A 12911-nucleotide genomic window follows, 5' to 3' on the forward strand; every position below is an offset into this window, starting at 1 on the left:
CCTAGAGCAGCACGGTGAGCAGGATGAGCGCGGCGGGCAGCAGGAGGAAGACCCCGAGGACCCACGCCGCGACGTACATCTTGTTCTCCGCGCCGAGGCGCGCCAGCAGTTCCGCCCCGTGCACCGGAATGTTCCGCAGGAACGGCAGCCCGAAGATGAGAATGGTGGCGAAGGTGTTGAACAGCAGGTGGACCAGCGCCGCCTGCAGCGCCAGCTGACCCTCGAGCCCGGTGAAGGCGAAGGCCGCGATGAGCGCGGTGATGGTGGTGCCGATGTTCGCCCCGAGGGTGAAGGGATAGATCTGGCGCGTGGTGAACGTGCCGGAGCCCGCCAGCGGCACCATGAGGGAGGTCGTGGTGGAGGAGGACTGCACCATGACCGTGACCAGCGCGCCGGAGGCGATCCCCGACAGCGGGCCACGGCCGATGGCGGTGTGGAGGATCCGGCGGGCCCGGCCCACCATGACCACCTTGAGCAGGGTGCCGATGAGGTTGATCACCCCGAGGATGAGCGCCACGCCCAGCACGATGAGGAGGATGCCGCCCCAGGGGTGGGGGAGCAGGCCGCCGAGCAGGCCGATGGTGTCGGCCAGGGGGTCGGTGACCGCGGTGACGGCGGCGCCCAGGCCGCCGAACACCACGGTGAGCAGCCCGCCGTCCGAGCCTGCGAACACGCCAGCCAGGTAGCCGGAGGTCTTCTCCAGGAGGCCGAACATGATCTCCAGGGGGAGGAAGATGACCACGGCGAGGAGGTTGAAGAAGTCGTGCACCGAGGCGGCGGAGAAGGCGCGGCGGAAGGACTCCTTGTCCCGCACCATGCCGAGGGAAACCAGCGTGGAGGTCAGCGTCGTGCCGATGTTCGCGCCGAGGAGCATGGGGATCGCCGTGGCCATCGGCAGTCCACCGGCGACCAGCCCCACGGTGATGGAGGTGGTCGTGGAGGAGGACTGGATGAGGGCGGTGGCCAGCAGGCCGATCATCAGGGCGATGAGCGGGTCGGAGGCGAAGGCGAAGAGTTCTTCCGCGCGACCGGCGGTGGCCAGCTTGAAGCCGGCGCCGATGACGCTCACCGCGGTGATGAGCAGGTAGATGCCGAGGGCGACGGTGACCCAGTTGGCGATGTCCAGGGCGCGGCCCCGGAGGCCGAGTCGGGCGAGGGGGCTGGGGCGCTCAACGGGGGTGTCGAGAAGCGGGATTACCGGGGGTGTCGTGGTGGACATGCAGGGCTGCTCCAGGGTGGGCGGGACGGTCGCCTCAACCTAGGAAGTGAAAATGACACCCAAGATACCGGTAGGTTAACGCGAGGTTAATTCCGCACCAATGGTGATGGAATTAACAGATAAATCTTGATGAATGACCCTGGCCGACGGCCTACCCCGAAAAAAGTTGGTGCCCCCGGTGGGATTCGAACCCACACTGTGCGGGTTTTGAATCCGCTGCCTCTGCCAGTTGGGCTACGGGGGCGTGCCGGACCAGTTTAATCCATGCCGGCCCCGACGGGGCAATCCCCCTGGCTACACTTGGATGGCGTGACTGAGAACAACCGCCTTCTGCTCATCGACGGGCACTCGATGGCCTTCCGCGCCTTCTATGCCCTGCCCGCCGAGAACTTCTCGACGACCGGAGGCCAGCACACCAACGCTGTCTACGGCTTCCTCTCCATGCTGGCGAACATCCTCGCCGAGGAGCAGCCCACGCATGTGGCGGTGGCTTTCGACGTCGGGCGGCAGACCTTCCGCACCGAGATGTTCCCGGAGTACAAGGCGCAGCGCGAGGCCTCCCCGCCGGAGTTCAAGGGGCAGGTGGACATTCTGCAGGAGGTGCTCGAGGACCTGGGAATCTACACCCTGAGCATGCCGAACTACGAGGCTGATGACATTCTGGCCACGCTCACCACCGCGGCGCGGCCCCTGGGTTTCGAGACCTCCATCATCACCGGCGACCGCGATTATCTGCAGCTGGTCACTGACGATGTCACCGTGCTCTACCCCATGCGCGGCGTGTCCAATCTGCACCGCTTCACCCCGGCCGCCGTGGAGGAGAAGTACGGGCTCACCCCGGAGCAGTACCCGGATTTTGCAGCCCTGCGCGGCGACCCGTCCGACAATCTGCCCAACATCCCCGGCGTGGGGGAGAAGACGGCCACCAAGTGGATCCAGCAGTACGGCACGTTGGACAACCTCCTCGCGCACGCCGCGGACATCAAGGGCAAGGCCGGGGAGAATTTCCGCGCGCGCCTCGATCAGGTGCGGCTCAACCGGCAGCTCACGCACATGCTCACCGACATGGAACTGCCCGTGAGCCCCGATGAGCTCACGCTCCGCCCGGCGGACGTGGCGAAGGTCGCCGAGCGTTTCGACGACCTCCAGTTCGGCGCCAACCTCCGTGAGCGCATCCTCTCCGCGGTGCCTACCGAGGGGGCGGTGGAGTCTGCCACGCAGGAGCTCGCCGAGCTCAGTGTCGACGACACCCCGGTGGCCGAGTGGCTGGCGGCCCGACAGGGGCAGGGCCTGGCGATGTACGTCGTCGGGAACGGCAGCCCCCATGAGGGGGACGTGCGGGCGGTGGCGATCGTCGATAAGCAACGCCACGCCGTGAGCATCGAGATGGCCGAGCTCTCCCCGGAGGATGAGAAAGCCCTGGCCACGTGGCTGGCCTCGGAGGATCCCAAGTACCTGCACGAGTCGAAGGCGGCGTTCCACATGTTCGCCGGGCGCGGCATGGAACTGAACGGCGTCACCCACGACACCGCCATCGCCGCCTACCTCCTGCGGCCGGGGCAGCGCACCTACGAGCTCAAGGACATCTACCAGCGCCACCTGCAGCGTCAGCTCAGCGAACCGGAGGGGCAGCTCTCCCTGCTCGGCGACACCTCGCTGGTGGATTCCGCGGCGGCCGTCCTCGAGCTGGCCGAGGAGCTCAGCGTCCAGCTGCAGGCGATCTCCGCCTACGAGCTCTACTCCGACCTCGAACTTCCGCTGGCCGGAATTCTCGCGCGCATGGAGGCCACCGGCATCGCCGTGGACGTGGAGACCCTGGAGGAGCAGCTGGCCACCTTCATCGAGCAGGTGAAGGAGGAGGAGGCCGCCGCACGGGAACTGGCCGGCGACCCCGGGCTCAACCTCTCGAGCCCGAAGCAGCTCCAGGTGGTGCTCTTCGAGACCTTCGGCATGCCGAAGACCAAGAAGACCAAGACCGGCTACTCCACGGCCGCCTCCGAGATCGAGGGCCTGGCCGCGAAGAACCCCCACCCCTTCCTCGATCATCTGCTGGCGCACCGCGAGTACCAGAAGATGAAGACCACCCTCGAGGGCCTGATCAAGACGGTGCAGCCGGACGGGCGCATCCACACCACCTTCAACCAGACCGTCGCCTCCACCGGGCGCCTCAGTTCCACCGACCCCAACCTGCAGAACATCCCGGTGCGCACGCCGGCGGGCCGGAAGATCCGCTCGGCCTTCGTCGTCGGCGAAGGTTACGAGTGCCTGCTCACCGCCGATTACTCGCAGATCGAGATGCGCGTCATGGCCCACCTCTCCGAGGACCCCGGCCTCATCGAGGCCTACCGCGAGGGCGAGGATCTGCACAATTACGTCGGCTCCCGCGTTTTCGACGTCCCCATCGACCAGGTCACCCCCGAGCTGCGCCGCCGCGTCAAGGCCATGTCCTACGGCCTGGTCTACGGACTCTCCGCCTTCGGCCTCGGCCAGCAGCTGTCCATCCCGGCCGGCGAGGCCAAGGGCATCATGGACAACTACTTCGAGCGCTTCGGCGGCGTCAAGCGCTACCTCGCCGAGGTGGTGGAGCAGGCCCGCAAGGACGGCTACACGTCCACCCTCTTCGGCCGCCGCCGCTACCTCCCGGAACTCAACTCCGACAACCGCGTCGCCCGCGAGAACGCCGAGCGCGCCGCGCTCAACGCGCCGATCCAGGGCACCGCGGCCGACATCATCAAGGTCGCCATGCTCCGCGTCGACCGCGCGCTTATCGACGCCCGCGTGAAGTCCCGCGTCCTCCTCCAGGTCCACGACGAACTGGTCGTGGAAATCGCCCCCGGCGAGCTGGAGCAGGTGCGCGAGATCCTGGAGCGCGAGATGGACTCGGCCATCACCCTGCGCGTCCCGCTCGAGGTCTCTGCCGGGGCGGGGGCGAACTGGGACGAGGCGGCTCACTAGGTCGTGGGCGGGCTGGCAGGTGCTGCCGCCTGATTCCCTTACGTGATACCATATCTGACCTGGGGGAACGTCGGACCGCCCCCGCGGCGACGTCAGATTTTCAGGTGGGTCAGGTCCGGGATGACCTCATAGCCCGCGAGCTGCTCGGGGGAGTGGGAGGTGGCCACCGCGATGACGCGGCAGCCGGCGCGCACTCCCGCCTCCAGTCCGGCGGGGGCGTCCTCCACCACGAGGCACTCGGCCGGATCAACCCCGAGGCGCTGGGCGGCCAACAGGTAGCCGGCCGGATCGGGTTTGCCCACCTCCACATCCTCTGCGGTGACCAGCACGTCCGGCACCGGCAGCCCGGCGGCCGCGAGGCGGGCGCTCATGAGCTCGCGTCCCCCCGAGGTGACCGCCGCCCAGCGGTCGCGGGGAAGGGAAGCCAGCAGTTCCGCCGCGCCCGGCAGTGCGACCACCGAGTCGAGGTCGGCCATCTCGAGGGCGAGGAGGCGCTCGTAGGCGGTGTCGATACGCTCGGGCGGCAGGACATCAGCGAGGGTGTCGACAGCCCGGCGGCCGTGGCTGACCTGCAGGATCGCCTCGCCGTCGAGGTTGTTCTCGGCCGCCCACGTCCGCCAGGCGCGTTCCACCGCCGGGGTGGAGTCCACCAGGGTGCCGTCAATGTCGAAGAGCCAGTAGGTCATACCTGAGAGCCTAGTTCCGCCACGAAGATCGCGGTGCCGGGGAAGATCCGGCCCCGCTCCGGGGACCACTGCCCCCAGTCTTCCTTCAGGTGCTCCGGCCACTCGGGTTCGAGGAGATCCCGCAGGTGGAACCCGGCGGCATCGAGGGCCCGGACCCAGTCGCCGAGGGTGCGGTGGAACTCGGCGTAGGTGATGGTGCCGTCCTCGTCGCGTTCGATGTACTCGCGGTCGAAGTAGCTGATCTGCGCCTCGAAGGCCTGCGGATCGTCCGGGAAGATCCAGCGCATGGGGTGGTTGACGGAGAACACGAGGCGACCGTGGGGGCGGAGGACGCGGGCGACGTCGATAAGCACCGATGAGACGTCGGGGACAAAGGGCAGCGCGCCGAAGACGGAGAAGGCCACGTCGAAGGAGCCGTCGCGATAGGGCAGGGCGCGGGCGTCGGCCTGCGTGAGGGGGACGCGGCCGTCGGAGAGAGCGAGCATGCCGCCGGACAGGTCGAAACCGGTGACGAACGCGCTGGAATGACGGGACAGCCAGGAGGCGCAGGGGGCGGATCCGCAGCCGATCTCGAGGACGTCGAGCCCCGTGACGTCGCCGAGGAGACGGGCCTCGGATTCGGCGAGCATCTCCGGGCACCAGTGGAATCCGTCGAGGTAGGAGGCGTGGCGGGCGTGATAGTCGGCGGCGTCGCCGTCCCACCAGGAGCGGTTCGCGGCGATGGCCTGTGAGGCGGGTGTTTCGGGTGTTGTCATTGACTTCCTTCGCTTCCCGTGACATTTGCCCTTGACTGTCTGAGGCACTAGTGTGTATTGGGCGTGTCTGTGTCTTGCGATGCCGTGGACTGTAATAGGAGGGTCGGCGCATACGCGGGGTGAGATCGGAAAGCCGAGAGACACGTTCCTGTCCACTTTCTATCTCCTATCCAACCCGGAGCAACTGAACACATGCCCAACACCACTACCCCTCAGGTTGCCGTCAACGATATCGGCACCGCTGAGGACTTCCTCGCAGCAGTCGACGCCACGATCAAGTACTTCAACGATGGTGACATCGTCGAGGGCACCGTCGTCAAGGTCGACCGCGACGAGGTTCTTCTCGACATCGGCTACAAGACCGAGGGCGTCATCCCGTCCCGCGAGCTGTCCATCAAGCACGATGTCGACCCGGATGAGGTCGTCCAGGTCGGCGACGAGATCGACGCACTGGTCCTCACCAAGGAGGACAAGGAGGGTCGTCTGATCCTCTCCAAGAAGCGTGCGCAGTACGAGCGCGCCTGGGGCGCCATCGAGGAGCTGCAGGAGAAGGACGAGCCGGTCACCGGTACCGTCATCGAGGTCGTCAAGGGCGGCCTCATCCTGGACATCGGCCTCCGCGGCTTCCTGCCGGCCTCCCTCGTCGAGATGCGTCGCGTCCGCGACCTGGATCCGTACATCGGCCAGGAGCTCGAGGCCAAGATCATCGAACTGGACAAGCACCGCAACAACGTGGTCCTGTCCCGCCGTGCATGGCTCGAGCAGACCCAGTCCGAGGTCCGCTCCGAGTTCCTGCACCAGCTGCAGAAGGGCCAGGTCCGCAAGGGCGTCGTGTCCTCCATCGTCAACTTCGGCGCCTTCGTCGATCTCGGCGGTGTTGACGGCCTGGTGCACGTCTCCGAGCTGTCCTGGAAGCACATCGACCACCCGTCCGAGGTTGTCACCGTGGGCGACGAGGTCACCGTCGAGGTTCTCGACGTCGATCTCGACCGCGAGCGCGTCTCCCTGTCGCTGAAGGCGACCCAGGAGGACCCGTGGCGCGTCTTCGCCCGCACCCACGCTGTGGGCCAGATCGTCCCGGGCAAGGTCACCAAGCTCGTCCCGTTCGGCGCCTTCGTTCGCGTCGAAGAAGGCATCGAGGGCCTCGTCCACATCTCCGAGCTGGCTCAGCGCCACGTGGAGGTCCCGGACCAGGTCGTTACCGTCGGCCAGGAGGCCATGGTCAAGGTCATCGACATCGACCTCGAGCGTCGCCGTATCTCCCTCTCCCTCAAGCAGGCTGACGAGGACTACACCGACGAGTTCGACCCGTCCAAGTACGGCATGGCCGACTCCTACGACGAGCAGGGCAACTACATCTTCCCGGAGGGCTTCGACCCGGAGACCAACGAGTGGCTCGAGGGCTTCGACGAGCAGCGTCAGGCCTGGGAGGCCCGCTACGCCGAGGCAGATCGTCGCCACCAGCTGCACACCGCTCAGATCGAGCGTCACCGTGCCGCTGCCGCCGAGGCCGCCGAGCAGGCTGCCACCAACTACTCCTCCGAGTCCGAGGACGCAGCTCCGGCGTCCTCCGAGGCTCCGGTCGAGACCACCGGTGGTTCCCTCGCCTCCGACGAGCAGCTCGCTGCTCTGCGCGAGAAGCTGGCCGGCAACTAGTTTCCACTAGTTCCGCCTGCAGGCCCTGCCGCCCCCAACCCGGGGTGGCAGGGCCTTTTTCTTGCCCGGGACCCGGTCATGACCAGTGATCTGGGACACTTTGGCCGTTTCCTTGTGGTCTCTTCGGTTTCCGGCCTATGATGGGCATAATGCCAACACTCCGGCACAAACCGGACATGATTTCCCCACATCAGCACCATCAGTGGTCATGACAACAGCCCGGACGGGCAGGGTCGGAATGCAACGGAGCGCGCGGCAGCCGAACAGCTCTGACATTTTCCGAAAGGACCGCGTCCATGGCGTCAACAACCACGACAACGGCGCAGCACATCATCCAGGAGATCGGTGGGGCAGAGAACATCTCCTCACTGACCCACTGTGCCACCCGCCTCCGCATGCAGCTCCACGACCAGTCGCTCGTCGACCAGGCCGCCCTGGAATCCGACCCGGCGGTGCTCGGCGTCGTCAAGCAGGGAACCACCGGCCTGCAGGTCATCATGGGCGGCGGTGTCGCCGAGTTCTACCAGGCGATGCTCAAGGAGCCGGGGGTGCCGAAGGCCGGCCAGGAGAAGGCGGCGTCGACAAGCAAGGAGTACGGGGGTGTGCGCGGCAAGTACTCCTACGTCGACTACGCCTTCGAGTTCCTCTCCGACACCTTCCGCCCGATTCTGTGGGCCCTGCTGGGTGCCTCGCTCATCATCACCCTCCTCGTCCTCGCCGACACCTTCGGCCTGCAGGACTTCCGCGCCCCGCTGGACGAGCAGCCCTCCACCTACGTGTTCATGCACGCCATGTGGCGTTCCGTGTTCTACTTCCTGCCGATCATGGTCGGTGCGACGGCCGCCCGGAAGCTCGGCGCCAACGAATGGGTCGGCGCCGCGATCCCCGCGGCCCTGCTCACCCCGGAATTCCTCGCGCTGGGTTCGGCCGGTGACACGGTCAACGTCTTCGGCCTGCCGATGGTCCTCAACGACTACGCCGGCCAGGTCTTCCCGCCGCTCATCGCCGCCATCGGTCTGTTCTGGGTGGAGAAGCTGCTGAAGAAGATCATCCCCTCCGCCGTGCACATGGTGTTCGTGCCCTTCTTCTCCCTGCTCATCATGATCCCGGCCACTGCGTTCCTGCTCGGCCCCTTCGGCATCGGCGTGGGCAACGGCATTTCCAACCTGCTGGAGGCCGTGAACAACTTCTCGCCGTTCATTCTCTCCATCCTCATCCCGCTGCTCTACCCCTTCCTCGTGCCGCTGGGTCTGCACTGGCCGCTCAACGCCATCATGATCCAGAACATCAACTCCCTCGGCTACGACTTCATCCAGGGCCCCATGGGCGCGTGGAACTTCGCATGTTTCGGTGTGGTCACCGGCGTCATGGTCATCTCGCTGCGCGAGCGCAACAAGGCGATGCGCCAGGTCTCCCTCGGTGGCATGATGGCCGGCCTGCTCGGCGGTATCTCCGAGCCCAGCCTCTACGGTGTGCTCCTGCGCTTCAAGAAGACCTACATGCGCCTGCTGCCGGGCTGTTTCATCGGCGGCGCCGTCATGGGCATCTTCAACATCAAGGCCTACGCCTTCGTGTTCACCTCCCTGCTCACCATCCCCGCCATGGATCCGTGGCTCGGCTACGTCATCGGCATCGCGGCGGCGTTCTTCACCTCCATGTTCCTGGTCATCTTCTTCGACTACCGCGGTAAGGAAGAAAAGGCCGAGGCCCTGGCGCAGATCCAGGCCGAGCGCGAGCGTATCGACGCCCCCGTCCCGGTCGCGGCCGGCACCGGTGCCGTGGCGACCCTGACGCGGACCCAGATCACCGCCCCCCTCGAGGGTCGGGTCCTGCCGCTCTCCGAGGTTCCCGACGCCGCCTTCGCCGGTGGCGCCCTGGGTAACGGCGTGGCCATCGACCCCAGCGGCGATACCGTCGTCGCCCCGGCGGACGCCACGGTGCTCACCGTGCAGAAGTCCGGCCACGCGGTGGGCCTGCGTCTCGAGGGCGGCATCGATCTGCTCATCCACATCGGTGTCGACACCGTCCAGATGGGCGGCGAGGGCTTCGAGGTGCTCGTCGAGAAGAAGCAGCAGGTGACGGCCGGCACGCCGCTCATCCGCTTCGACCGCGCCGCCATCGAGGCCGCCGGTTATCCGGCGATCACCCCGGTGCTGGTCTCCAACACCCGTAAGTTCGGCTCCGTCGAGGGGCACCCGGGTGCTGCCGCCGGCGAGCCGATCATCACCGTCACCCCGAAGGAGGAAGACGCCTAGTATCGGGTCCATGAAGATCATCGGACTCACCGGCGGGATCGGCAGCGGGAAAACCTCCGTTGCCGATCTCCTGCGTTCTTACGGCCTGCCCGTCATCGACGCCGACCAGCTCGCCCGCGATGTCGTCGCCCCAGGTCAGCCGGCGCTCGCCGAGCTGGCCGACGCCTTCGGCGCCGATATTCTCCAGGCCGACGGCAGTCTCGACCGCGCGCAGCTCGCCGACCGGGCCTTCCGCGACGAGGCCGCCACGCAGCGCCTCAACGACATCACTCACCCCCGGATCATGGGGCTGCGCGACGAGCTTATCGACGCCGCCCGGGCCGACGGCGAGCCCGCCGTCATCTACGACATGCCCCTGCTCGTGGAGAAGGGCCAGCACGAGGACATGGATCTGGTGGTGGTGGTCCACGTGGATGTGGACACCCGCATCGAGCGCCTCGTCCACGGCCGCGGCCTCGACGAGGCGGACGTGCGCCGCCGCATCGCCGCGCAGACCACGGATGCGGCCCGCCTGGCGGTGGCCGACGTGGTCATCGACAACAACGGACCCCGGGAAGAGCTCGAACCGCAGGTCCAGGCGTTGGTCGACCAGATCCGCCTCTAGCCCAGGAACCAGAAGACCGCGTCGCGGTAGGTCCACTTCGGTCCGGGCATCCCGGCCGGCGGATCGGTGGGGGAGCCGATGCCCGCCACCTGCGGCCCGAAGGCCAGGGTGAAATCGACCACCGCGCGGGGGAGGTGGTTGTCCGAGGTCACGACGATGACCGCCGGTGCCGCAGGCAGCAGCTCCCGGGTGAAACGCGCACTGTCGATCGTCGACGTCGAACGGTCCTCGACCCGCACCCTGCTCTGCCCCCGTTCCTGCAGCCACGTGCGCATCGCATGGGACTCGACATGACCGGCGCCGGTGGGCCCGCCGGTGACGATGACCTCCGCCGCCGGACGGGACCGGGCGAGCTGCAGGGCGGCCTCGAGGCGCTTGACCAGGTTGGGGCGCAGGGTACCGTCGTCATTGAGGCGCTCGCCGAGGACGACGATGGGGGTGGTCGCGGCGAGGGAGTCCGGGGTGCGGACGGGGGAGTGCAGCGCGGCGAGGGCCTGGGTGACGGTGGCCCGTGTGGCCGGGTCGAGTGCCGCCAGCGCCTTGTCCCGGGCGGTGGCGTTGCCCTCGAAGTCGGCCGAAAAAGCGGCGGCCGCCAGCTGCTTCTCCCGGGAGGCGCGCTCCGGGTGCAGGCCCTGGCCCACCACCTCAGCGTGCAGGGCATAGGTGCCGTAGCCGGGGATGTCCACCGTGATGCGGTCGTCGGGAACGACCGAGGACAGGGAGGAACTCAGCGCCTGGGCCGGCGCGGCCCCGGGGAGCAGGGCTGCGGTGAGGGCGGCGGCGACGAGGGCCCGCGGGAGGTTGATGCGCATGAGGACTACAGTAGTGCGTCATGGGAACCTGGAACACCGGACCTTTCGACAACGACGACGCCGCGGAGCTGCTCGACGACATCCGCGAAGGCCACATCTACTTCGACGAACTCCTCCCCGACGTGGGCCACCGCTACATCGCTGCCGACCAGGGCGCGATGATCGTCGCCATGGCACATCTGGCCGCCGGTTCGGTGCCGGAGGGCATCGACGACTCCCAGCTGGAGTCCCTGCGCACCCCGCAGAACCGCGAACGCCTCCGCCAGTGCCTGGAGGCCGTGATCTCCGACGGCACGGTCTCGGAACTGGCGGGACAGTGGGCGGAGAGCGGACAGGACAAGCTTCTCGAGTGGAAGGCCCAGTCCCACGTCCAGCTCATCTGACATCGGCGCGCTGCGCCGGGTCGTCCTCCTCGTCGCGGGGCTGAACTTCGCCTACTTCTTCGTGGAGTTCGCGGTGGCGCTGTCCATCGGCTCCGTGTCGCTGCTGGCCGATTCCGTCGACTTCCTCGAGGACACGGCCGTCAACCTGCTCATCTTCATGGCGCTGGGCTGGGCCGCTTCCCGACGCGCGGTCGCCGGCAAGATCGCCGCCCTCATCATCCTGGCGCCCGCCCTCGTCGCCGGGTGGCAGGCGGTGATGAAGGCCCAGGACCCCGTGGCACCCGAGGCCTGGCCGCTCATCCTCACCGCCGGCGGCGCCGCCGTGGTCAACCTCGTCTGTGCCCTGCTGCTCGTGCGCCTGCGCCGACACGGCGGATCACTGGGTGCGGCAGCATTCCTGGCGGCCCGCAACGACGTGCTGATCAACACCGCCATCATCGGCATGGGCCTGCTCACCGCAGTGACGCTCTCCGGATGGCCCGACATCGTGCTCGGCGTGCTCATCATCCTGCTCAACGGAGCCGCAGCGAAGGAAGTGTGGGAGGTTGCCACTGAGGAGCAGCTCGCCGCGAAGGCCCTGGCGGGGGAGGATATTGACTGAGGGGTGCTCCGGTAACCGCCTGGAACGTTTTGGCGTACCCCTTTGTGTCCGCTCGGGGTTCGCGGCCTGCGGAAACAGGTGGGCTCGGAGGACAGGGGGGTACGTCCGTACTCACCCGCTGACGCCGGGTGCGCCAATGCTTGCCGGACCCTCCTCTATCTCCCGACTGGTTTCCTGAACGCCCGGTCAGTTTCTGCCCTAAGATCGGGCGCATGAACCTCCACCCGCTCGTGCAGCCCCTCGAATCCATCCTCGGCAGCTGGAACGGCATCGGCCGCGGTCATTACCCCACGATCACCGACTTCGACTACACCGAGACCATCACCTTCGACGCGATCCCCGGCAAGCCCGTCCTGCGCTACGAGCAGAAGACCGCCAGCCCCAGCGGTTCACCCATGCACACGGAGCTCGGATTCCTGCGGCCCGTGGGGGAGGGGCGCGTGGAGTTCATCATCGCCCAGCCCACCGGCCAGACCGAGCTGCTTGAGGGGACCGTCGAAGAGCGTGAGGACGGCACCCTGCACCTTCGCTTCGCGGAGTCCCGTGTGCTCAACTCCTCCACCGCCAAGACCGTCGACTCGACCACGCGTACCTACGTTTTCAACGCGCTGCGCTCCTCGGTGCACACCGAGTTCCATATGTCGGCCGTCGAGCAGTCGATGCAGGAGCACCTGGTGAGCGACCTCTCGAAGTTCCTCTAACCCATCTCCACGCCTTCGGCTCCGTCTTCTGTCTACGTACAGGGGAAGGGGCTGCTTGTGGTTCTGGGGCCAAAGTGAACTCAAGAAGCCGGTGCGATGCGCCAGCTTCTGTCGAATCGATGAAGGCTGGCCTTAAACCCGAGTCTCTTTGTGCAGGCGTTAGGATTATTGCTTGTGTGTCTCAACGTGGGCGCTTCTTTCGGGGTACCCGTGGCGTCACAGGATCCGCACGACGGGTGCGCTCGGTGCCCAAGCTTGTGTTTGCCGCTCTGACCTGTACAGGT

At 67.1% G+C, this 12911-nt stretch carries 11 protein-coding genes and 1 tRNA gene; 7 read left to right on the plus strand and 5 right to left on the minus strand.

Annotated elements, in window-relative coordinates; genetic code table 11:
* Position 1 precedes the first annotated feature (1 nt).
* Positions 2–1219 carry a Na/Pi symporter gene (locus ACFPUZ_RS07290; protein WP_377001141.1) on the minus strand — a complete coding sequence of 406 codons (1218 nt, stop codon included), beginning with the start codon at positions 1217–1219 and terminating at the stop codon, positions 2–4.
* Between the two features lie 167 nt (positions 1220–1386).
* Positions 1387–1463: transfer RNA gene (locus ACFPUZ_RS07295), tRNA-Leu, on the minus strand.
* A gap of 20 nt (positions 1464–1483) precedes the next feature.
* Here ACFPUZ_RS07295 and polA point away from each other — a divergent pair.
* A complete protein-coding gene (gene polA, locus ACFPUZ_RS07300) occupies positions 1484–4174 on the plus strand; it encodes a DNA polymerase I (protein ID WP_377001142.1) in 2691 nt (896 codons plus the stop codon).
* A gap of 92 nt (positions 4175–4266) precedes the next feature.
* On the opposite strand, the gene ACFPUZ_RS07305 is transcribed toward polA, so the two are convergent.
* Both ACFPUZ_RS07305 and ACFPUZ_RS07310 read right to left on the minus strand, forming a co-directional pair.
* Complete coding sequence (locus ACFPUZ_RS07305; RefSeq protein ID WP_377001144.1) at positions 4267–4860, minus strand: HAD family hydrolase; 594 nt, start codon at positions 4858–4860, stop codon at positions 4267–4269.
* Complete coding sequence (locus ACFPUZ_RS07310) at positions 4857–5615, minus strand: class I SAM-dependent methyltransferase (protein ID WP_377001145.1); 759 nt, start codon at positions 5613–5615, stop codon at positions 4857–4859. The genes ACFPUZ_RS07305 and ACFPUZ_RS07310 overlap by 4 nt, the downstream gene beginning before the upstream one ends.
* Before the next feature lie 192 nt (positions 5616–5807).
* On the opposite strand from ACFPUZ_RS07310, the gene rpsA reads away from it, so the two are divergent.
* The 3 genes from rpsA (at position 5808) to coaE (ending at position 10130) form a co-directional block, all read left to right on the plus strand.
* Positions 5808–7271: a 30S ribosomal protein S1 gene (rpsA, locus tag ACFPUZ_RS07315; RefSeq protein ID WP_377001146.1), complete on the plus strand. Its 1464-nt coding sequence runs from the start codon at positions 5808–5810 to the stop codon at positions 7269–7271.
* Between the two features lie 296 nt (positions 7272–7567).
* A complete protein-coding gene (locus ACFPUZ_RS07320; RefSeq protein WP_377001147.1) occupies positions 7568–9526 on the plus strand; it encodes a glucose PTS transporter subunit IIA in 1959 nt (652 codons plus the stop codon).
* A gap of 10 nt (positions 9527–9536) precedes the next feature.
* On the plus strand, positions 9537–10130 hold the full coding sequence (gene coaE / locus ACFPUZ_RS07325; protein ID WP_377001149.1) for a dephospho-CoA kinase: 594 nt from the start codon (positions 9537–9539) through the stop codon (positions 10128–10130).
* On the opposite strand, the gene ACFPUZ_RS07330 is transcribed toward coaE, so the two are convergent.
* Complete coding sequence (locus ACFPUZ_RS07330; RefSeq protein WP_377001150.1) at positions 10127–10942, minus strand: YdcF family protein; 816 nt, start codon at positions 10940–10942, stop codon at positions 10127–10129. The genes coaE and ACFPUZ_RS07330 overlap by 4 nt on opposite strands.
* Positions 10943–10962: 20 nt before the next feature.
* Between ACFPUZ_RS07330 and ACFPUZ_RS07335 the strand changes: the two genes are divergently transcribed.
* The 3 genes from ACFPUZ_RS07335 (at position 10963) to ACFPUZ_RS07345 (ending at position 12627) form a co-directional block, all read left to right on the plus strand.
* A complete protein-coding gene (locus ACFPUZ_RS07335) occupies positions 10963–11325 on the plus strand; it encodes a DUF4259 domain-containing protein (protein ID WP_377001152.1) in 363 nt (120 codons plus the stop codon).
* A gap of 10 nt (positions 11326–11335) precedes the next feature.
* Positions 11336–11926 carry a cation efflux transmembrane domain-containing protein gene (locus tag ACFPUZ_RS07340; protein ID WP_377001217.1) on the plus strand — a complete coding sequence of 197 codons (591 nt, stop codon included), beginning with the start codon at positions 11336–11338 and terminating at the stop codon, positions 11924–11926.
* A 212-nt stretch (positions 11927–12138) separates the two neighbouring features.
* Positions 12139–12627, plus strand: a complete 489-nt coding sequence (locus ACFPUZ_RS07345) for a heme-binding beta-barrel domain-containing protein (RefSeq protein WP_377001154.1) — start codon at positions 12139–12141, stop codon at positions 12625–12627.
* The last annotated feature ends 284 nt before the right edge of the window (positions 12628–12911 follow it).

Origin of the sequence: Corynebacterium nasicanis, from assembly GCF_042658165.1 — a bacterium.
In the GTDB taxonomy this organism is placed as follows: Bacteria; Actinomycetota; Actinomycetes; order Mycobacteriales; family Mycobacteriaceae; genus Corynebacterium; species Corynebacterium nasicanis.